This window comes from Corynebacterium sp. HMSC062E11, assembly GCF_001811845.1.
In the GTDB taxonomy this organism is placed as follows: domain Bacteria; phylum Actinomycetota; class Actinomycetes; order Mycobacteriales; family Mycobacteriaceae; genus Corynebacterium; species Corynebacterium hesseae.
In genome coordinates this window covers 108942-129407 of sequence record NZ_KV806839.1, presented here as the reverse complement: position 1 = coordinate 129407, position 20466 = coordinate 108942, and the positions used below count along the sequence as shown (strand labels likewise).

General features: G+C 58.8%; 28 protein-coding genes. All 28 read right to left on the bottom strand.

Annotated elements, in window-relative coordinates:
* Positions 1–2 precede the first annotated feature (2 nt).
* The 28 genes from HMPREF2822_RS12405 to HMPREF2822_RS12275 all read right to left on the bottom strand — a co-directional run bounded on the left by HMPREF2822_RS12405 (position 3) and on the right by HMPREF2822_RS12275 (position 20319).
* Positions 3–851 (bottom strand): hypothetical protein, encoded by an 849-nt coding sequence (locus HMPREF2822_RS12405; protein WP_070525102.1) that lies wholly within the window; start codon positions 849–851, stop codon positions 3–5.
* Positions 852–6014 (bottom strand): phage tail tape measure protein, encoded by a 5163-nt coding sequence (locus tag HMPREF2822_RS12400; RefSeq protein WP_070525100.1) that lies wholly within the window; start codon positions 6012–6014, stop codon positions 852–854.
* A 36-nt stretch (positions 6015–6050) separates the two neighbouring features.
* Positions 6051–6374 (bottom strand): hypothetical protein, encoded by a 324-nt coding sequence (locus tag HMPREF2822_RS12395; protein ID WP_070525098.1) that lies wholly within the window; start codon positions 6372–6374, stop codon positions 6051–6053.
* 32 nt (positions 6375–6406) lie between these two features.
* Positions 6407–6763 (bottom strand): hypothetical protein, encoded by a 357-nt coding sequence (locus tag HMPREF2822_RS12390; RefSeq protein ID WP_070525096.1) that lies wholly within the window; start codon positions 6761–6763, stop codon positions 6407–6409.
* Positions 6764–6866: 103 nt separating this feature from the next.
* A complete protein-coding gene (locus HMPREF2822_RS12385; RefSeq protein WP_070525093.1) occupies positions 6867–7565 on the bottom strand; it encodes a hypothetical protein in 699 nt (232 codons plus the stop codon).
* Positions 7562–7951, bottom strand: a complete 390-nt coding sequence (locus HMPREF2822_RS12380; RefSeq protein WP_070525091.1) for a hypothetical protein — start codon at positions 7949–7951, stop codon at positions 7562–7564. The genes HMPREF2822_RS12385 and HMPREF2822_RS12380 overlap by 4 nt, the downstream gene beginning before the upstream one ends.
* A 5-nt stretch (positions 7952–7956) precedes the next feature.
* Positions 7957–8241 carry a hypothetical protein gene (locus HMPREF2822_RS12375; RefSeq protein ID WP_070525089.1) on the bottom strand — a complete coding sequence of 95 codons (285 nt, stop codon included), beginning with the start codon at positions 8239–8241 and terminating at the stop codon, positions 7957–7959.
* Positions 8241–8573 (bottom strand): hypothetical protein, encoded by a 333-nt coding sequence (locus tag HMPREF2822_RS12370; RefSeq protein ID WP_232755717.1) that lies wholly within the window; start codon positions 8571–8573, stop codon positions 8241–8243. The genes HMPREF2822_RS12375 and HMPREF2822_RS12370 overlap by 1 nt, the downstream gene beginning before the upstream one ends.
* Positions 8558–8995 carry a Gp19/Gp15/Gp42 family protein gene (locus HMPREF2822_RS12365; RefSeq protein ID WP_070525085.1) on the bottom strand — a complete coding sequence of 146 codons (438 nt, stop codon included), beginning with the start codon at positions 8993–8995 and terminating at the stop codon, positions 8558–8560. Before HMPREF2822_RS12365 ends, HMPREF2822_RS12370 begins: the two co-directional genes overlap by 16 nt.
* A 15-nt stretch (positions 8996–9010) precedes the next feature.
* Positions 9011–9343: a DUF7302 family protein gene (locus HMPREF2822_RS13595; protein ID WP_070525083.1), complete on the bottom strand. Its 333-nt coding sequence runs from the start codon at positions 9341–9343 to the stop codon at positions 9011–9013.
* Positions 9343–10290, bottom strand: a complete 948-nt coding sequence (locus HMPREF2822_RS12355; RefSeq protein ID WP_070525081.1) for a phage major capsid protein — start codon at positions 10288–10290, stop codon at positions 9343–9345. Before HMPREF2822_RS12355 ends, HMPREF2822_RS13595 begins: the two co-directional genes overlap by 1 nt.
* Before the next feature lie 31 nt (positions 10291–10321).
* Complete coding sequence (locus HMPREF2822_RS12350; protein WP_070525079.1) at positions 10322–10738, bottom strand: hypothetical protein; 417 nt, start codon at positions 10736–10738, stop codon at positions 10322–10324.
* 9 nt (positions 10739–10747) lie between these two features.
* Positions 10748–12166, bottom strand: a complete 1419-nt coding sequence (locus HMPREF2822_RS12345; protein ID WP_070525077.1) for a head maturation protease, ClpP-related — start codon at positions 12164–12166, stop codon at positions 10748–10750.
* Complete coding sequence (locus tag HMPREF2822_RS12340) at positions 12163–13494, bottom strand: phage portal protein family protein (RefSeq protein ID WP_070525075.1); 1332 nt, start codon at positions 13492–13494, stop codon at positions 12163–12165. Before HMPREF2822_RS12340 ends, HMPREF2822_RS12345 begins: the two co-directional genes overlap by 4 nt.
* A gap of 13 nt (positions 13495–13507) precedes the next feature.
* A complete protein-coding gene (locus tag HMPREF2822_RS12335) occupies positions 13508–14905 on the bottom strand; it encodes a hypothetical protein (RefSeq protein ID WP_158014607.1) in 1398 nt (465 codons plus the stop codon).
* 172 nt (positions 14906–15077) lie between these two features.
* Positions 15078–15401 (bottom strand): P27 family phage terminase small subunit, encoded by a 324-nt coding sequence (locus HMPREF2822_RS12330; protein WP_070525071.1) that lies wholly within the window; start codon positions 15399–15401, stop codon positions 15078–15080.
* Between the two features lie 157 nt (positions 15402–15558).
* Entirely contained in the window at positions 15559–16275 is a 717-nt protein-coding gene (locus HMPREF2822_RS12325) for an AAA family ATPase (RefSeq protein WP_070525069.1), read from the bottom strand.
* 262 nt (positions 16276–16537) lie between these two features.
* Positions 16538–17155, bottom strand: coding sequence for a hypothetical protein (locus tag HMPREF2822_RS12320; protein WP_070525067.1), 618 nt, complete (start codon positions 17153–17155; stop codon positions 16538–16540).
* Positions 17152–17550, bottom strand: coding sequence for a hypothetical protein (locus tag HMPREF2822_RS12315; protein WP_070525065.1), 399 nt, complete (start codon positions 17548–17550; stop codon positions 17152–17154). Before HMPREF2822_RS12315 ends, HMPREF2822_RS12320 begins: the two co-directional genes overlap by 4 nt.
* Positions 17547–17939 carry a hypothetical protein gene (locus tag HMPREF2822_RS12310; protein ID WP_158014606.1) on the bottom strand — a complete coding sequence of 131 codons (393 nt, stop codon included), beginning with the start codon at positions 17937–17939 and terminating at the stop codon, positions 17547–17549. The genes HMPREF2822_RS12315 and HMPREF2822_RS12310 overlap by 4 nt, the downstream gene beginning before the upstream one ends.
* Positions 17936–18340, bottom strand: a complete 405-nt coding sequence (locus HMPREF2822_RS12305; RefSeq protein WP_070525061.1) for a hypothetical protein — start codon at positions 18338–18340, stop codon at positions 17936–17938. Before HMPREF2822_RS12305 ends, HMPREF2822_RS12310 begins: the two co-directional genes overlap by 4 nt.
* Positions 18337–18531, bottom strand: coding sequence for a hypothetical protein (locus tag HMPREF2822_RS12300; protein ID WP_070525059.1), 195 nt, complete (start codon positions 18529–18531; stop codon positions 18337–18339). Before HMPREF2822_RS12300 ends, HMPREF2822_RS12305 begins: the two co-directional genes overlap by 4 nt.
* Positions 18528–18743 (bottom strand): hypothetical protein, encoded by a 216-nt coding sequence (locus tag HMPREF2822_RS12295; protein WP_070525057.1) that lies wholly within the window; start codon positions 18741–18743, stop codon positions 18528–18530. Before HMPREF2822_RS12295 ends, HMPREF2822_RS12300 begins: the two co-directional genes overlap by 4 nt.
* Positions 18740–18901, bottom strand: coding sequence for a hypothetical protein (locus tag HMPREF2822_RS13425; protein WP_158014605.1), 162 nt, complete (start codon positions 18899–18901; stop codon positions 18740–18742). The genes HMPREF2822_RS12295 and HMPREF2822_RS13425 overlap by 4 nt, the downstream gene beginning before the upstream one ends.
* Complete coding sequence (locus HMPREF2822_RS12290; protein WP_070525055.1) at positions 18898–19245, bottom strand: hypothetical protein; 348 nt, start codon at positions 19243–19245, stop codon at positions 18898–18900. Before HMPREF2822_RS12290 ends, HMPREF2822_RS13425 begins: the two co-directional genes overlap by 4 nt.
* Positions 19238–19639: a hypothetical protein gene (locus HMPREF2822_RS12285; RefSeq protein WP_232755716.1), complete on the bottom strand. Its 402-nt coding sequence runs from the start codon at positions 19637–19639 to the stop codon at positions 19238–19240. Before HMPREF2822_RS12285 ends, HMPREF2822_RS12290 begins: the two co-directional genes overlap by 8 nt.
* Positions 19629–19976 (bottom strand): hypothetical protein, encoded by a 348-nt coding sequence (locus HMPREF2822_RS12280; RefSeq protein ID WP_070525050.1) that lies wholly within the window; start codon positions 19974–19976, stop codon positions 19629–19631. Before HMPREF2822_RS12280 ends, HMPREF2822_RS12285 begins: the two co-directional genes overlap by 11 nt.
* On the bottom strand, positions 19969–20319 hold the full coding sequence (locus HMPREF2822_RS12275; protein ID WP_070525047.1) for a hypothetical protein: 351 nt from the start codon (positions 20317–20319) through the stop codon (positions 19969–19971). Before HMPREF2822_RS12275 ends, HMPREF2822_RS12280 begins: the two co-directional genes overlap by 8 nt.
* Between the last annotated feature and the right edge of the window lie 147 nt (positions 20320–20466).

Below are 20466 nucleotides of genomic sequence, written 5' to 3'. Positions count from 1 at the left end.
GGTCACCTCCACGGACTCAGATAACGCGGGGTCACCTCAAGGGTCATGCCCGCACCCAACTGGAAATCATTCTTCGTATGCGGCTGTAGGGTCTCCCCCACGAGGACACCACGAAGCGAGGACCAGGTGCCGGTGTCGACGTTGCCGTCCCCATCGGTGACCTGTCCTTGCATGCCGCGCTCTAAATCAATCCACCGAGTGCCCGGCCCAGTAGCCAGACTCATGCTTAAACCACTGGGTAGGGAGAAGGAGGTGGCTTGCCCATCCCACCGAAGGCGAAGTTTCGGGGGTAGGTCGCCCGGAACCGTCACAGTGACGTTACCCGTATATGTGGCAACACCACCCGTCCAGTACCCATCAAGGCAACGATATTGAATACTATCCTCAATAAGGGTTACGCCGGACGGGTCAAAAGGAACCTCCCCAAACTCCACCAAACGGACACGCGCCTCACGGTCACCACCATCACGCGCCACAACCTTCAGCAGGCCGTCCTCAAAATAGGACCACGAATTACGCCAATCACGCAGCGTCTCCATCACAGACCCATCAGGACCAGGGCGCACAACCACATCCAAAGAACCCGTGAACGCCGGAACCTTCATGCCCAGAACTCGGGAACCGTAGCGGGTGACGGACTCAGCCGAAGCGAAATCCACACCACCAACACCGTCACCGAAACCGCCATCCTTTAGCACGACGCGCTGCTCATCAGCCTCCGCGTCAAGCATGGAGTGAAGGATGAACTGCTCACCAGGGCGGTGCGGCGCGGTATACACCACCTTGTAGCCCGGCGGGTCCGGCAGCTCGTATCCCGAAACACCGGAACCAAACCTCACGGGATGGACCATTTACATCGCACCTCCCCTAGTAGTCGCAGCAACAGCCACACCAGTACGACGGCGCAGCTTGCTGATTTCCTCCGTGTTGATAGTGACCTCACCTTCAACCTTGTCCACGCGCTTTCGCAGCACTTCCTGGCCTTCAAGATTGACCACTAGGGTCATTCCCTGGTCACCATTCAGGCCACCGCGCTTAATCTCACGCCACTGGTCACCGTTGAACACAGGCTCCGGTTCATTCGATAGGTTGAACGCAATGCCGCCCGGCTTGAGCCAGCCGCCCTGGTCGTACACCGCGCCAGCGCGGCGGGCATCAATGACGGCCCCGACGAGGTCATCATCCTCGTGGATGCCGATCTGGGCCATACGCCCGTCGTAGTCACCGGTCGTCATCAGGTGCTTGTAGGAGGCCACCGGCGAAGCGTCCCTAGCCGCGACACCGGTCTTCGCTTTTCCGCGCTCCTCAACCAGATTAAGAATCGCCTTAGCGGCATCCTCACTACGCAAAAGCAGGGAAGTATCCACCAGTCCAGCGTCGGCACCATCCCACGCGGAAGAGAATTCCTGGAAAGCACCCTTAAGCTGAACCTCCGGCTTAGCAGCAGAACCACCACCGCCGAAAACACCGGTCTCATTAACCAGCTTCTCGGCAAGGCCCATCTGCTGTGCATACCGGCCAGGGAATGCGGACACCTGAACCTTCTGCGCGGCAGCGCCAGGCTCCATGTCCTCCCACTTGAAGGTGTGCAGCTGGCGGAAGAACATCGCAGCGCTCTCGTACGGGTCCATGCGCTGCCAGACCTCTCCCCAAGCGCCGTTATTACGCTGCTGGAACAGCCCAACTGAATCGTAGTCAGAGCCAACAGCATCGTGACGGTATTTGAGGGACTCAGGTACAGCTTTGTTGGCCCACATTTTCATCGGATTACCCGACTCAACAAGCGCCGTAGCCACACCGATCTTCGCGCCCTTAGCACCCACACCAAGACGCTTAGCCGCCTCAGCAATCTCACTCGCGAAGAAAGGCTGACCCCACTCCGCAGTCTTAGATTTCTTGGCCTCATCCGGAGTCACAACAGCCGGAGCAACCGACTTATCCACCGGAACCTTAGGCTCCTCCTTCTTCGCAGAAGTCGGAACCTGAACCTGCTTCTCAGTGATGATGGAATCACCCGACGGCAACCAATCCCCCGGCTTACCCAGAAGAATCTTCGCCAGCAGGCCACCACCAAGACCAGCCATATCCAACAAGCCCTCAGTGAAATGCTCCACAACTGACTTATCGCCCAGCTCGTTCGCGGCGGTGGCAATAGCCGCCTCCTCAGGCGACAACTTCACCGTCTGCGAAGCAGAACCAGATGATGCGGACTCACCAGTCACCAGAGAAGTATCAATCTCCCCGGTCTCCGCCATCGGAAGAATCTCATTCATCTTCGGCGGCACCGGAGGCTTATCCTTCAGCCCAATCCAATAACGATCCGTGTACTGCGAATGGCGAGCACCGGCAGCGGCACCACCAATCTGCCCGTTACCGCGACCACCACCCATCTCCACATTCGTCGCATGGCCATTAGCGTCATAGATTGTGCCGGACGTGTGGCCACCGTATGGGCCACCATTGAAGAACCCAATCTCAAACGCGGACTTCCCAGGCGACATACCCGACGAAAAGCCCATCTGAGACAGAACCTGGCCCTCATTACCGGTAGCGAACTTGCGGCCCGCAAGATCCATGCCGATAGCGAACGCCGCCAACCCAGACATGGCACCGGAGCAGTCACCCCAGTTACCCAACAGGCCACCGCCCCACACGTAGGGCGAGCCCTCAAGCGAAGCGGGGGCCTGCTTACCATTCACATTCTGCCCAGAAGCGAACGCCAAAAGCTCCTTGGAGGACACGACGCCACCATTAGCGAAATAGTGGGCGCGCATCGGAGCGACAGCTGAGTACGGTGCCGGGGTAATCCGCTCACCGTCCTTATCCAGCACAGTGAGCCCAAAAATATCGGCAGTCTTCGCCAGAATCTCAGTGGAGCGCTTGCGCTTCGACTTGGCTAGTGGGATGTAGGACTCGCCACCGGTTTCCGGTTCAGCCCACACCCGCCACTCACCACCCTTGGCGATTTGCGCCCGGTGGTCCTCACGTGTGCCGCCGTTGGCGTAGCGCTCCAGCTTGTCGATGCCACCATCCACATAGGCGCGGGTGATGCCACCTTCCACGAGGACGAGGCCACCACTGGCGAAGCCCATCATGCCGCGTATCTTGTCCGGCATAATCGAACCGATAGCGTTGCCCACCTGACCAAACATGGACTTGATGCCGTTGATTAGGCCGCTGATGATGTTCTTACCGGCATTCACCAGCCACGAGCCAGCGGAGGCGAAGACGCCCTTAATCTTGCCGGGAATCTCCCCGACAACACTGAGCATTTCGCCAATCTTGCCGCGCACCGCGCCCACCATGTTGCCGACAGAGTCAGCGAACGCAGACACAACGCCCTTCGCGTTCTCGAAGATGGACTTGAAGAGGCTCATCGCCGCATTGATAGCGCCGCGCACCACGTTGGAAATAGCGTCACCCATCGACGAGAAACGGTTCCCGATATTTGAGAAATTACCCGTCAACACATCAGCCAAAAGACCAGCCGCGTTGCGGAAGAAATCCCACGTGGGCTTAATAATCCCATTCCAAATATCAGAAATCAGAGTGCCCAGAGTGCGGAAAGCACCACCAATCATGGCGGTGAAAATCGGGGCCACAAACGACGCCACCGCCTGCACCACCGACATGAATACCGACAGGGTTGGCTGAATAACCGAGGACCACACCGTAGAGATGACCGTGCCGACGAACTGCATCGCCGTCCAAATCCCCTTCAACGCCCCAACCACAATCGTGCCCAGCACCTGGAATGCATCACCCATGAAGGACACAACCGGGGCAATCCACGTCTCATAGAACTGGCCGAAACCAGTCGTAAACGTGGCCCAATTCTCCGACATGGAACCCCACGCCTCAACAACGAAGTCCTTCAACGCGACCAGCTTGTCGCGGAAGAGCTGTAAGAACGTGAAGATGGGAGAGTCCGGGTTCATGCCCAAAGCTTCGGCGTAGTCAGTAGAGTCGCCAGTCTTCCAGAACTCCAAAGCTCCGGAAACAATCTCCTTAACGCGGTCAACCGCCCCGGTGACTTTCTCCACCGTGGCATCCCACGCGCCGGAAATCGTGTCACCAATCTGGGAGAACACCGGGCCGAAAGTAGACTGCGCCCAATCCAGGCCAGCCTTGAACTTCTCGACAACCCAATCCCAGCCGGCGCCGAGAGCCTCCGTGAAGGACTCCCACATCTTGCGGCCGGTCTCGGTCTTCGTGAAGAACGCCCACAGGGCCGCACCGACCGCAACAATCGCCGCCGTAATCCACGTAATCGGGGACTTCCACATCGCGGTATTCAGGAGATTCTGCGCGACAGTGGTCTCCATAATCGCGGTCTTCATCGACTTCATAATGCCGACGAATCCGCCAGCAGCCTTAAAGCTCTGCACCGCGTTATAAGCAGCAATACCGGCAGTCAAAGACCCCAGAGCACCCACAACACCCAGAACCGGTCCCTTATGCTCACCAATCAGTTTAAGCGCATCAGCAACACCAGACACCGCACCCTGAGCAATCTCCAAAGCCGGAACCAAAGAGTCAAAAACCGCCGTCGCAATAGGCTCCAGCGCCAACATGGCCTGATTCTTAAACTGGTCCCACCGCTCGGAGAAATCCGCGGTCTCCTCCGCCAGTCCCCCAATCGTGTCTGAGGTGGCCCCCGTCGCATCCATGAAATCATCCACAGACAACGTGCCGGTCTTCACCGCATCCACAAACTGAGCAGCACCACGAGTGCCGAAAATGCCGGACGCCATATCAATCGCAGCAGCATCATCACCAGCGCTAATCAATTCCTCAATTGACCCGATGGTTTCCTTGAGCGCTTCCGGTGCATCACGCCCCTCAGACGCAAACTCCGCCAACGCACGCTGCATCGACTGCAGAGTCTTATCCGCATCCAGACCAGCCTTATCCATCTGGCCCACAAGCGCAGCAGAATCAGACATCGAGAAACCGAACCCACGCAAAACGGGGCCAGCCTTCACCGCCGACTGCGACAACTCAGTAATCGTCAAACCGGTAGCCTGCGAGACTTGGAACAACTCGTCCAGCGCGCCCGGCATGTCTTTCGCCTCGATACCGAAACCGCTCATGGCCTTGGACACCTCGTTGATGTCCGCATCTACGCCGAGGTTCTGCAGCTGCATGAACTGCGCCGTCATCTCCTCAAGCGGCGCACCAGTCAACCCCAGGCGCGTATTCAGATCCGCAAGCGTCGAACCAATAGCCCCCATGTCAGAGCCGACACCAATGGACTCGCCAGCAACCTTGCGCATCGAATCCTGCAGCTCCTCAAAAGCAGCGCCACTAGCGCCAGTACCTGCACGAATCGTGTCATACGCATCATCAAACTGGGCACCAATGTCATACGCAGCCTTACCAGCCGCGCCCACAGCACCAACAACAACCGCGCCGGCAGCGGCAATCTTGCCCAGAGAGACCTCAAAGCCCTGGCCCTTACCGTCAGCATCAGCCGCGGCCTCACCGAACTCCTTGGTCGCACCAGTAGCCTCATCCGTCGCGGACTCCAGCTCCTTCTGCGCCGCCGCGAGAGAATCAGAAGCACGCTTAGACTCGGCCATGGCCTTCTCTACGCCCTGCTCCGCCTTCTCAACATTCTGCGCAGCAGTCTCCACGCGGGCGCGCTTATTCAGCACATCAGCCTCAGCCCGAGCCAACTGCTCAGACGACGCCTTACCCGACTTCTTCATCTCAGACAGCTTCGACTCCGCAGCCTCCAACTGCTTCGCCGCAGCCTGCGACTTCAACACCTCAGAGTTACGCTTCGACTCAGCAGCCGCCAGCTCCTCCGAGGACTTCTTCACACGGTAGTTGGCCTTCTCAACCCGCTTCGCCGCACCATCGGCACCGCCTTGAATACCCTTCTCGATGGAGTCGCCGGCCTTCTTCGCAGCCTTCGACGCCGGGGCCAAGAGCTTATCTTGAAGCTCCTTGTTGATGCCGGCGAGTGATACTGTCACCGGCAAAACGCCATAACCGGCTGCACCTGCCATGGGCTAACACCTCCATCAAAAAAGGCCGCACAGGGCTTACCTGGCGGCGTTAAACTTTCGGGCCTTCTCACGCGCCCGCTCCATCGCAAGCTCACGCTCCTTGGCGCGACGCTCACGCTTCAACTGCTCCCAACGCGGATGCTTCTGACCGTTCAAACTTGACCAAATATCCATCAATACCGATGACACTTCACTCACCGGAGGCCGGTCAGAAATCATGGAATGAAACAGCGACTCCGGCGGCAAATTCTCCGCAAGAATCAACAACCGCCGCAGAGTCATACGTGAAGCTCCCCCGTCCTCACGGTAGAAATCCCGGTAATCCAGGTGGTAGAAGCGCTGAAAATCGACCTCTACCAACTCCTCATGCTGAGCAATGAGGTACAGAAGCTCTATTTTCCCTGGCGGCGCTCACCCCACGCCGAAAACACGTCACGGAACTCATCAACCGACAGGCCAAGGTCCATCAGCTTAAACACCTGGTCCTCACCAATGAGCTGCTCCAACACACTCGGAATGTACTTCTGGGCATAGCGCTCATGGAACACGAACATCATTCCAGCGGGCGCGGCTTCACGAGTCCACCGGTCCTCAATCTCGATATCTTCACCGTTGACCTCGATGGTGAACGTAGGGTACTCCACCACCTCATCCGCTTCGCCGGTGGTTTCTTCGATGACCTCAGCCTGCGCCCCAGTGGCGTCCTTCGGGTCGATAGCGTCGTCGGTTTTCTTCTTGCGAGTAGTCATGGCAGACCCTTTCACATTGAAATTGTTGAATAAGAAAAATGGGCAGACCAATTGGGTTGAGGGGTAGGGGCGGTCTGCCAAAAATCTCCCCTACCCCATCGCATTACTGAGTAGCGCTAGCCTCAGTGTCAGCGCCGCGAGAAGGAGCCTCCTCCGCAGCGTCGCCAGTGGCGTTCTTCTTCTCGGAGAAGCGAATGACCTCCGGCAGCTCATCCGGGGTATCGTCACCCTTCAGGCGCAGGTAGTCGTACAGCGCGCCGTACTGGTCCTTACGAATCTCAGCCTTGAAGCTGATAACCGAAGCACCATCATCGTTTCGCTCATTACCGTTCTCGGAGTAGACGAGCGCCTTACGACGAGACACGTCAATGTAGACATCACCAAAGCTATTGGTGGTCTTGAACGCGATGAAACCCTCAGCGGGGTTCTCCGGCGCCATCAGGACACCCGGCTTGCCCTCCTTGAAATCAGAGCCAGGCCACAGCAGCGGGAAAGTAACGTCGTTCATTTCGAGGGCGTCGAAACCACGAACGTCCTTCTTGAACTTGTTGTTCAGCAGCTGCAGCACGCCGCCAAACGAGTTGATTTCAGTGCGGTCTACCTCTGGCTCCTGAGTGATAGCGGAACCATCATTCAGAAGGCCAACGAAAGACCAGACCTTCGGGTCGAATGACCCGTCAAAGCCGATCTTCGGGTCCTTTTCGGTGGACCAGTACACCTCGGCGTCCTTCCAGACATCAATCATCCGGGCGCGATCCGTTTCCAGGGTCTGAGTGCCCTGGCCAGTGTTAGGGGAAGTCATCCTCTAAATCCTTTCTTAGTAGACGCGGCCACCACCGTGACCGCAGCAACCCAGCCCTTAACGTCCTCATCCTTCACAACGAGGAATGGGCCGGGAGATATGCGAAAACCCCCAACACTGTGGGGGTTGAGAAGCCAGGCCTCAATCTCAGCGGCAACCCGCCGAACCTCTGGCTCATATTTGCCGTACACGTTGACACGAACATTCTCAGTCGATGTAGCACGACCCGAGCGAGGCGAACCATCACTCGACACCGTCACCACCGGGCCATCATCAACCGACCACCCTTGCGGGATAGTCGCGACAACCCTCATCGGCTTCGCCACCACACCGCGCAAAGCGCGGCGAATGACCTCCGGAGCATTCCGCTGAATGAAGAAATCCACGCCACTCACCTCTGGCTGTAGCGGTGCACATCCAGACCCTGCGACGCAGCAGCACGCGTCAACGTGCCATGCTTAGCTTGCATCGCCAGGCCCTTCGCATGCGCCAACGTCACCAGCGCGACAGGCCGGCCATTACGGTCAGTCTTCATCGTCACCGTCACCGGAACATCACCCTCAACCGCACCAGCAACCGCCTGCGCCTTCGACGCGAGCTGAGGGGCCAAAGCAGAAAGATTCTTCTTGTACCACTCATCCGGGATATTCAGCTGAGGTTTACCAACCTTAGCCATTAGCCCTCACCCCTCACACAATCGAAAACCATTGATGGGCGATGCCGCCGGTACACAGGGCGACGATGCTTAGACCAATCCCACGCGGTGATACGCACCTGGTAGCGCTTACCGCGAACAGTGACCTCATCACCATCAGCGACCTCAGTACCAGCCGGTGCCCACACACGCAGAATGTCTTTCGTGCCCTGCTTATCCTCATCCGACATCTCAGACAACGACAACGGCTGAACCGACTTCACCATGACCTCACGGTCAGGCCCGCCGGCCACGGGGTACCCATCATCATCCACACCACCAGCGGCACCATGAACGATTATCGTTTCGGCCACGCGTACACCTCCGGCCAGCGTCTGGGCGGCGGGAAGCATCCACGAGCACCACCCGGCATACACAGGCCAAGCTGGGCACGCTGCGCATCAGTCAGGCGCACACCGCCGAAACTCACGCTGTCCACATCGGCATAGGTGATACTGTCCGACTCCTGTCCAGTGGTGGAAGACACCGACCGCACGCCAGCATTAGGGCCAACGAGAATCGCCGCAGACGCCATTTCACGAATCACGCGCCGCGCCACAGACCCCAACCACGGCACCGTTTCCAGCTCCTGGTCAAAGTCACGGCCACAGCGCATGAACTCAACCTCAATGAGGTCAATGGCGTCCTCAATGAACACGCCTAGGCGCTTCATCTCCTCACCAGTCAACGACTGGGGAAGACGCTCGGCCACATACTCGGCACTAATCTCAAGCATGCTGCACCTCCCTCACTATTGGGTTGCGGCGATGATGTCCTTCTTCGACAAGCCCTTAGTGACAATCCCCAGGGACTCGGCGTACTTACGCCAATCATCAATCGACGCGGCACGAGCCGGACGCTCCACCGAACCGGCAGGCTCAGCAGCCTTAGGCTCCGGCTTCGCCTCTGGCGTGGGCTTAGGCTTCGGTTCAGGATTCTTCGCCGCTGGCTTCGCAGACGAATCAACCAGCGCACCACAAGCCTTAAGCCACCGTGCGGTCTCCTCATCCACCTCAACGACAGAACCCGGGGGATGCACAACATCCTCCGGGCTCCAATACTTCGCCAACGTGACCTTGACCATTAGGCGATACCCGTCAGCTTGACGACAGCCTTCGGATTGTCCACCGCGATAGCACGCTTGCGAACAAGGTCAGAGCGCCACGACATCGTCGGGCCACCAAGCTCAGACTGGCCACCCTCGGAGTACAGCGGCGTCGCGGTCAGCGGCATCGTATCCGACTTGAAGCCAACGCCCTGCGCCTCAAAGATGTACGCGGTGCCAGCCTCAATCAAACGCGAAGTAGCCACACGCAGCGTGCCAAACAGCTCAGTGGAACGCAGGCCACCAAAGATGGAATCACCATTCTGGTCAAGGAACACCGGGTTATCCAGAGCGGCGTCACCGATGTAGTACTTCTGAATCTGCTCATTACGAATCATCTTCGTATAAGAAGCTGGGTGCAGCAGAATCGTGTTCGGCTCGTAATCGAACTGGCGGTCAGTATTACCGTCCTCGTGAGCGGACTGCACCAGCTCAATCGCATCAAAAGCATCCTTTGATGGGTCGCCACCTGTCCACGGCGCAGACGCCTGAAGGGACGGAATCTTCGCTGCCTCAAACACCCCAAGGACCGCGCTAATACCGTGGCGGATGACTGTCTTTTCCAGCGCCTGAATATGGCGATTAACCTTGTCGACCTTGTTCTCGTTCTTCATTTCATACGAGATGCGGATAGCCTCACCGGTCTTAATGCCGTAGGCGGCACGCAGAGCACCAAACTCTGGGGAGGACACCGGAATCTCACCAAACTCGGCGATTTCCTCAGCATCGTCGGCAAGGTACAGGCCAGCGGCTTCATGGAAAGCCACGACGCCCTTGTTGTCTTCTGCCTGGCGGAAGAACAGGTCTTCCAGGAACTGTCCCTGAAGACCATCAATGACGCGCTGGGGGATGAACGTCGGGTCTTCCAGCATCTCGGAGACGGTCAGCTTCGGGCCGTCGTAGGCGCTAGTAATGAGCTCACTCATTCTTAATTCTCCTTCTCAAAAAATTGTTGGGTTAGCCCGCTGCTGCCGGGGCAACAACCGGGGTGACAAGGGTGGTCTTGATGGTCTTGCCAGCGCCAGGGCGGGCAGCAACACCAACAAGCAGGGAGCCAGTGGCGGACACCTTGCCATCAGCGGCGGCGTACACCGGCGCGCCCTGCTTAATCGCGGTGGCGTCACCATCAACCTCAAGCGGAACGGTGGCGGGGCCAATGTGGACGGCGACGATGCCCGGCGCGTCCAGCGCGAGGGTGTTAACTGGCTGCTCTTCCTTCGGCGCGAACGCGTTCTCAGTGACGGCACCAAACACGGGGCCGGCAGCGGTGGCGTGCTTCACACCGTTCTCCCCGACCTGCACGAGTCGGAACTTGGTGACGTCTTCCTCGGCCTTGTAGCTAATCGGGCCGGAGCGGAAAGTGGGATTCGACATGACTTCTCCTTAGTGAAAGTTCTTGCGGGAAAGAAAGCCGACCTTGTCGGCCTTCGCGGACAGGTTCTTCGACGGCTCCTGCTCGGTGTCCTTGCCGTAGCCAATTTCCGCACGTGGGATGGTGCCAGCGGGGTTAGAGCCGTAGATGTCGCGGGCTGCTTCGGGGTCGCGCTTCATCGCAGCAATCGCCTTGGTGCGGCGGGCGGCGGAGATGCGGCCTTCCTTAATCCAGCCGTCGACCTCAGCAATAAGGTCGGCTTCCTTCTGCTGCTCCATCGCCTTCCAGCCGTGCTGCGCAGCGGCCTTAAGCTCGGCGTAGGTCTCAGAGTCAAGGGTGACGGTGTCATCCGCCGGCACAGTCGGGGCCGGGGTGGACTCAGCTGGGGTGTCCTCCTCAGGCTCAGCTGCGGCCTTCACCGTGACCGGTACGGTCAGCTCCACCGGGGCATCCCCACCGTTAGCGGTGACGGTGAACTCCACGGTGGTGTCCGGCTCCACGTTGGCTGGCGCGGTGACCTTGAGAACACCCGTGTCCTCAGTGACCTCACCAGTCCAACCGTCCGGGGTGCTGGTCAGCTCAAACGCGACACCGGCGGGCACCTCACCCACTGGGGCGACCTCAACCGCGCCGGTTGGGACGACAGTCGCGTCCTCCGGGTATGCAAGGTCAACAGTGGCGGTCACGGTAACCTCTTCATTAAAAAAGCCGGAGAGTGCGCGCTGCACGTCCTCCGGCTTCTTGCCCAACTCCTGGGCAAGCTGATTCAAGATACTCACAGTATCCCCTTCCTGCCCATCACTGGGCGTAGTAGTTTCGTCCCCCGATACCGACCGGGAAATAGGCGGCGGCGGAGCCGCAGCCCGGTTAGCGAACTTGAAACGACGTTTCGCCAACGACGCCGACGGGGCCGGAACCTTCGACTTCTCAGCCACAATCCCATCCGCCAACCCGGCGGCTACAGCCTCCTCGGCGGTGTACCAGGTCTCCGCGCTCATCGCGTCCAACCAGTCCTGAATCTCACCGCCGGCTTTCGCCGCGTAGATAGCGGCCAGCTTATTGTCCTGACGCTCAAGGTCAGACAGTGTCTTGCGAACCTCATCCGCATTACCCTCAGCCAAAGTCCACGCACGATGGATCATCAATTCCGACGACTCCCGCATCAGCACACGGTCAGCACCGCCCACCGCGATGAACGACGCGGCAGACGCAGCCAGTGATTCCACAATCACAGTGACCTCACCATCGTGGTTCTTCAAGGCCTGCATGATGTCAATGCCTTCATAGACATCACCACCACCAGATGAAATGCGTACCGTCACGTCGCCGGAGATTTCGGAGAGTTGAGCCATCACCGACTTCGCAGTAATCGCATTCTCAGGCTCCCAAAAATCCGGCCCAATCGGCCCATACAAAAGAATCTCGCTCATACCGGGCCTCCTTCCTCACTACTCGTAGCCGTATCGGCATCACTCGAAAGCGTGACGCCTATCTGCTCCTCCAACTGCTGCCGCTGCTTCTTCGACTCAAGTGCATCGGTTAGCTTCTGCTTCGGCGGCAGCGTGTACCGGCGACGCAGGTCTTCCTCAAGGTCTTTGTCACCAAGAATCAGGCCGGCATTCTTCAGCCCCGCGAGGTCAGCGGCGCTGATTTCCTTCTTCGACGCAATCGGATCGAACGCGATACGCGGCACTAGGCCGGTGTGCTCAGGGAACGCAACCCGCACCAAGTCCTCCACAATGTGCTGGGTAGCCACATCCGCGAGCCACTCCGCTGTGGTCTGCAACGACTGGATAAACAGGTCTGACTGGGTTTCCGCCAGGGCATAACTGCCGCCCTTGCCCTCAAGGTTCAGGAAGTGCGCCAGCACCGACTTGGCAATCATGCTGTCGTGGTAGTTAATCGCCTCACGCGGGCTAACCAACTGCCCCGAGGTGCCCAAAAGCTGCAGCTTTGCACCAAACGGAATCGACGCCCCAGAATGCTCACCAGCGCGAAATCCCTCAACAACGGCCTGACCATCTTCAAGGTCTTTATCCGGGTCAATCGCCACATCCGAGCCGGTATACACAGGTACCCCCATGCCGTTACGGTCCAGGGTGTTCAGCTCAAGACGCAGCAGCGAGTCCCGCAGCTTCCAGTGCTTGTACGCGGGGCGCAGCACCGACTTACCCGTCCACTGCGAACCCTCATCATCGAAGACATAGGCCACGAGCCGGTCCACCGGAATGACACGCGCCTCATCCACCCGGGAACGAGATGCCAGCGGCGTCTGACGAATCGACGCCAGGCCACCATCATCATCAACATTGATCTGGTCAATCGTCCCCGGCCACCGCGGCGCCAGCTTCACCAGACGCTCACGTCCATCCAGACCAGGCTCATAGACCTGCTCAAAGAACATGTGCCCAAACTGCAAAGCCTTCAGCGCTTGCTCTAGGTGTTTCTCCCACGACACCCTGCCGGTGCGCGGCGCGAACGGCTTATTCGGGTCCTCACCCTTCGCCCTAAGCCGCAAATCCTCACACACCGCGGCGACAATCTCATCCGGCGCACCATTAGGCTCCACAAACCACGTAGCGCGCCGAATCGGCAACGTTACGGCACGCAGCACTGACGTGACCTGAGCGTCCTCGCGCCCCATCTTCGCGAACACTTTCGCCGAGTGTGGGAACCGCAGCCCCCAATTGTCCTCCGCGAGCGCAAAATTACGGGTGGCCCTTGCATGGCCTACCTCGCGCACGTTCAAACCAGCCACAGGGGCCACCTCCTTAGAAACTCATCTCAGACACACGACGCTGCTTCTTCACAGCACGCGCCGAGCTCACATAATGACGGGTGCGCTTCACCTCAACCTCAACATTGCCGATACCGAACTCTTGCAGTCCCCACACCGCAAGCGACGCGGCGACCAGGACGGTGACGTCACCGGAATACCGGTCAAGACTGCGATACCGGCCATTCTTCGACCTCTCCTGCGCCGCCCCCAACGCATCCAACCACCGCTGCGAACCATCATGCGCAATCCGTTTCTCCGCCCACATGCGGAGAAACAACTCATATGCTTTCGAAACCTGCGAACCGCTCAATGTCTCCGGGGCAACCCCGATACCCCGCAAAGGCTCCACAAGCGTTGAGCACTGGCCCGACGGGTCCAACACCACCGCCGACGGGTCATTCAGCTTCACCGTGCTAGCGACCTTCTCAACCACCAGCGCCCGGTCAAACTCCTCATACGGAGCCAGCGACAGAAACACCTTGTCTCCCCACTGCGCAGCAGACACAACGCCCACAGACTCACCATCCGGGGCCACATCCACCGCCAAACACGACTCCCCCAACGACGACGGCATCAACGCCGACGCAGCAGACCAATCCTCAAAATCAACGACGGGGACAAAGTCATCAACCACGTCCCCATCACGAGGCACCCACTCACCCTGGCCCAACGTCTCCACCAGGAACGGCTCAAGAAGTGCCTCCGACGTCCGCGCCGAAGCAGCCTCGGCACGAACCTCATCCAACTGCACACCAGGGCGTGGCTCATCCACCAACGACGGATTAGCCTTCACCCACGTCGACTGCTCAAACGGATCGTCCCCATCTTCACGACACCACTCCTTAAACAGCATGCCGTCCACACCATCCAACGCAGCCCAACGCTTCGCAGAGAAAATCGCACCATGAAAATGTTCACGAATGTTCACCGGCGACGAAATGAACACCTTCTGCGCATTCGGCCGCGCCTTCGTCGTGTTATTCATCGCCGCATAAACCTCATTCGGGAGGTCAAAGCACTCATCAAAAATCAGCCAGTCAAACGACAAACCACGACCGGTCTTCTTAGTACGCGTGCGATAGTAAATCTTCGCCTTATTCGGGAACTTGATAGCGTCCTTGCCATTACCAAGCACCGGCTTCGGGTACTCGCCCGGGTACTCATCCTCCCACCACTCCATGAGCGCAGGATTCGCCTCAATGACATCCCACAGGCGGTCACGTGCATCCATCGCCGTATCTAGGAAGTGCGCCGAATGCATGATGCGCTCCGCACCACACAGGTAAATAGCCACCAGCTCCAGGGCTACAAGCACCTCGCCCTTGCCGTTCTGGCGGGCCAGGGACACCACGACCTCACGCGAAGCCCACATGCCATCATCAGTCTGCAATAAAGCATCATGCAGCAGGTTCTCCTGCCACGGGTACAAGCTGAGACCAGCCCAACGGACAAACTCGCAAGCCTTATTAGCAAATTCAGCGTCACCAACCGGCACATGCTGACGAGTCGGTGTCTGACACCCAATCAACCACGCAGGCTTAGCCACCAGACACCTCCACTAACTACTTCACGAGCTTGAAACCGCCGAACTTATCCGCCTTCGAGGCTAAATCAGCCCCCGACGAGCCAGAGCGCTGCCCAAACAGGTCAGGTCGCTCCTTCACCCAACCCCGAATCTCAGCTGAGGCCATCCGCTCCACCTTCACCGCCGGGTGCTCGATAGGCTCCCCCGACTCCTTTGCTGCCAAAGGCCCCTCAGCAGCGATAATCTCGCGGGCCTCGCGCACACGACCAATCAACTGGGCCACAATGGCGACCGCACGAGCGTCGAACTCCGACAGTTCCCTGCCGTCCGCTAAGCCCTTCTCTAAATCCTCAAGAGTCATTCCTTACCTCACTCTCTGTTAGGCCGTCAGACACGCACACAGACCCGAAAAATCCGGCGTTACGTGGGGAGAGAGACGGGCTGACTCAAGGGCAGACGGGGCGGAGTCAGCCGGCCAACCCGTCTAAGATTATTGGTGGCGGGTTTCATTAAGTTGGTCATGCCCAGACGAAGCCTTGACCTGTGGTTTCTCCGCCTGTGGGCTTCTTCTTTGGCCTGTCCCATGCGCCACCCGAGCGGTTGCAGGTGCGATGCAGCAGCCGCGTGGCTTTCGTGCGCTGTTTGTCCTGGGCGTATTTGAGCGCGCTGCCTGGTCCGTGGTCGGCTTCGAGTGCTGCTCCGTCGAAGTTCTTGGCTGCGGTTTTGTACATTGGTTTGCCGCATTCTGGGCATGGTGTGCCGTCTTTGAGTTGTGCCATGAGTTTGCGGCGTTGTTGCTGGTGTTGGTGTCCGTAGCCGCGCTCATGTGTGCTTTTCTTCGCTGCTGGTTTGTTGTCGTACCATTTCGCGGCGGCAATCAGTGAGGCTTTGGGCCGCTCGGTCTTGCAGCGTTTCATCACGGTGTCTTTGCCTGGGTCAATGGTGTGGATAACCGCGCCCATGGCTCGGTAGTCGTTGAGCTGCTTAGCGCTGGGCTTGGTGTGAATGAGCCACGCTGTGCAGCCCTGCTTGATGGCCGCGTCGATGGCTGCTTTCCGTGCTGCTTTCGCCACGGCCAGGATGTGCGCCGCGTGCTCATGATTGTCTACATCGACACCTGCGAGGGTGTTGGCCAGGTGGTCAAGGTCGATGCGAATGTCGCCAGGCTTCGCGTGCTCGGCTATGTAGGTGGTTTTACCTGCTGCTGGTGGTCCGGTGATGACGATGAGGGTCACAGTCACCTCCCTTGTTCTTGTGCCTTACTCCGGTCGTGAGCCGGCGGCCTGCGTCCCTCGGGTGTTGCTCGAAAAACCTCAGCTCGGTCAAAAAGTGGTGAGGGTTGGCGGTAAGACGTGGGTTTGGGGCGCGGGGTGTAACAAACCTGTATCTAGCGGTCGTAGTTGTAGATGCTGTGCGCCCCAAAACGACGAGAACCCCGGGGTTTCCGGGGCATAAGTTGTCGTCGCGTCGATTGTACCGTGTGCCGTGTGGTTGTGTCTATATGGCGGGCTTGCTGGCGTGGGCTATGACTTCGGACATGAGGTAGAGGTTTCTTCCGTCTTTGCGTGTGGTGGTGGTGATGTGGCCGTAGCGTGCCCATTGGCGGAGTTTGGTGGCGTCGATGGTGATGCCTTGTTGTGCGAGTCGGTAGCAGATTGAGTCGCTGGTTTGGCGCTGCTCGGTGTGTGGGGTTGTGCCGTGTTTGTTGCGGATGGCGCGTGCGAGGTAGGTGGCCTGTGTGCTGAGTAGTTCTGCTAGTTCGTCTACTGCTGGGAACTTCTCGCTGATTTCCCAGGCGTTGCGGTAGATGTAGGCGCAGAGAACACTGGGGCGGTGTTCGTGGCCGTATCCGCTTGCGCTGGTGTGGTTGAGGGCGTCGCATGCCATGCTTCGTAGTCCGCCGGGGATGCGGTCGTTGGGGCTGTCTCGCATGAGTTCAATTTGAAGGTTGAGCGCCCAGTCGCCGTCAGGTTCAGGGGTTTGCGAGGTGAAGTTGGGTTTCATCTTGCGCACTTGCTCCTGGCGTTTGGGTGTCCATTTGAGTTCGTCCAGGGTGGCGTATAGTCCGGCAAGGTCTCGTGCTAGGTCGCGGAGTTGGAACTCGTCAACGCTCATTGATCCTCCTGGTACTTGGCTGCGTCGAGTAGGAAGTGCGCTAGTGGTTTCCATTCGTGTCGTGCGAGGTTAAAGGTGTCGCCGCCTGATATGAGGTGGACATACTCTCGTTTGTTGGTGGCGGTGAGGTCGCAGACCGCGCCGCTGGGGTCTTCGATGGTCGTTTGCCTGTATCCGAGTTCGCTTAGCGCTTTAGTGAGCCGCTCGGTGCCTGTGGTGAACCTGTAGGTTTCGGGTTTGGCTGTGCGGGCCATTCGGTCGGCGTAGCGCATGGCCATGCCCCATTGGGGGAAACGGAGTCCTTGGGGCTTTTCCCACCAGTTTTCATGCGCGGGGACGGCTATCCACCGCAGCCACCTATCCTCACGGTCTTTGTAGACCTTCCAGCGTCTCATGCTTTCTCCTTTCGGCGGGCCAGTGCAAGCAGGGCCAGTGCGAGGGGCCGGAGTTCGTCGGACCAAATCTTGTACTCTCCGCGGTCGTTGCATAGCAGGGCTGCGTATCCGTCCCAGTCACCGATAGGTGCTAGGTGCCAGCGTCCGTCCCATGAGTACACCCAGGGGTCATCGGGGTCTACGAGGTAGCCGTAATCGGGGTGGGGGGCTACACGCGGCAGTGTGACCTCGATTGTGCGGGCGCGCTGGTCGGCGTAGGCCATAGCTTCTTCATAGGTGCGGAAACTGCGTACCGTGTTTTGCCATTTACCAACTTCTCCTGCTACCCAGGCTGTGCCGTCGGGGATACAGGCGTGAGGGTGAAGTTTTCTTACTGCCCACCGGCTCATGCCGTCTCCCATTCCCCTACCCAGCGGCGGATGTCGTGGCTACTGCGCGGTTCATGGTCGGGGTCAGCTACCGCATCGCCGGTGAGGATGTTGCGTTCTGGGTCGTACTTAGTGTTGTCGTTGAGAGTTATTTTCGTCTTTGCGGTTTGCCATTCCCCTGCTGGTGGTGTGCCATCCGGTGCCCAGGCGCGAGGCAAATCGGGGCGCGGGGTGACTTCACTCGTGCTTGCCCATTCGCGCACGGGTCGCCCGTCAATAAAGCGAATGACCTCCACATTTACGCCGCGAAATTTCACGCCGTCAGTGATTGAAATGAGCACTTGGCCCCAAAATGTATGGTTGCCCCACATACCGACACATTCGGCACGCTCCGTGGGGGTCATGTCTGCGAGAGTGGTCATAGGTCTAGCTCCTTTTTGACGTTGAGGTTTGTCATGATGGCCCCCACGAGGCCGGATGCCAGCATGATGGTGGATAGTGCGATGTGGCCTTGAGTTGCTTGGTGGATGCCGTTGGCGGTGGGCAGCATCATGAGGGCAGCGAGAAGGTAGGTTTTGCCGACGATGCGGATGACTTCTTTGGTCTCGCTCATTCCTGCTCCTTCAGTTGGTCGTAGATGGGTGTGGCCTCTGGAGTGTGGTGGTTGTCGCCGTCTAGTTGGATGCGGTCGGCGTAGATGGTGAGGTGCACGCGGTGGATGTTGGGGCGGAGTATTTCCACGGTTGGGGCTTCGTCACTGTGTAGGAGTGGGAGGCCGTCGAGGGTGATGCCGCGTGGGCTGACGTTGATTCTGTGGGGTCTCATACGTCTGTCTCCTGGATGGTGCCGTGGATGATGAATTCGGCTTCGTGGTAGCCGGTGATGCTGAGGTGATACAGCTGGTCTTGCAGCATTTCGATGTGGATATCGGAGTCGGTGGCTTTGAATTCGTCTATCGTGCCGCCTCTATAGCTGATGCTCATGCTTCCCCCTTGGCATATTGGGCTGCTGCGAGTACAGCGAGGGCGAAGAAGCGGGCTTCCGCTGGGGTGAGGTCGCCGGGTTCGACGCGCTGCACCATGACTCTGCCGCCTGGTGCCGTCCATACGCTCGGCCCTGTGAGGCCTTGGGGTAGCCAGCCCTTACCACCCGGCACAATGATTCCCGCGTCGTTCGCCTCCGGGAGGTCTGGCGCTAGGAGTCCCGCGTCTGCGAGGGCGTTGGCGAGGCGCTCTGCTTCGCCTGCCGCTGTGAGGATTTCCCCGCGCTCCCACGTTTTGCTGGCCTCGTCGTAAATGACCTGCGCGGCACGGTCAAAATTAGTCATCTTGTGTGTCCTTTAGGTCGCAGGCGGCGAGGATTGCGTAGGCAGTCTCACGCCCCTTGGTGGTGTTGGAGAAGCGGAGCTCACCAGGGTCAGGGTCTAGCTCGGTTGGTTCCCAGTCTTCATCGGTCTCATCATGAATGACATGAATAATGCCGTCCTCCAGGCTCACGTAGCCGTTGTCCAGGTGCCATTCGTGCTCCCCCGTGTCCGGGTAGATGCACGGCTCGGGCGGGTCTGGGGTGAGTAGGCCCGCGTCTGCGAGTGCTTTGGCTGCGTCTTGGCTGGCACCACCCAGGGCGTAGACCTCTTGGATTACCTGTGCGGCTTGGGCCATTTTGTCGGCACCAGCGGCAACGTGCGCTAGGGCGCGGTGAAGCTTGTCTTTATCCATCATGGTCTCCTAGGATTTCCCGGATTCGGTTGTAGATCGTCTTATGGGTGGTTACGATTCCCGCTCCGCCTGCTTCTTGCGCTCGCCTGACTAGGGCGTTGTGCGCTTGGGCTTCGTCGTTAGCCCAGGCGATAAGCTCTTCCCTCATCCGTATGACTTCCTGAGCGAGTTCCGGGGCCAGGGCGGTGAGGTGGGCGTCCTGGTCGTGCATGATTCCCAAATACTCGTCCTCCGCGTCGAACAGATGGTATGTCTCGCTGTAGTCTCTCCGCGCATCCCACGGGCCGGGTGTGGCCTCAGCCAGTAGGTGTTTCAGGTTGGTGGTACTCAGGTCAGTCATCGTGGTCTCCTAGTGCTTCTTTGATGTGCTCTACTACCCTTGCGGCGAGGTTCTGCTCTATCGGCGTGCGCTTCGGGTCAGTACTGGCGTACTGCCAAATGTCGATAATGTCCTCCAGCGCGTCCCTGAGGATGAGTAGCTCTTGGGCTATCTCGGGGCCGAGGGCTACAAGGGGGCTAAGCTCCATTTCCGCCCGCAACCCGTAGATTTCTTCATGCTTGCTGGGGTGCTCTTGATAAAGCCTGTCGATTGGGCCGTTCTTGTACGTCCACCGAAACTTCGGCGGGGTTTCCAGCCACTCTTTTACAAGACGCTCAAGATTTTTAGTACTCAGGTCAGTCATTGGTGTCTCCATCTACCCAGGCGTGTTCAGGGCAGTAGGTGTGTGCACCGTTGAAAAGTGCGCCGTCAATCTCCCACCCGCCATAAACCAGGGCTTGTTGTATGTCTCTTTCGGTGAGGTTTTCGAGAGTTGTGGGACAGCCACGCC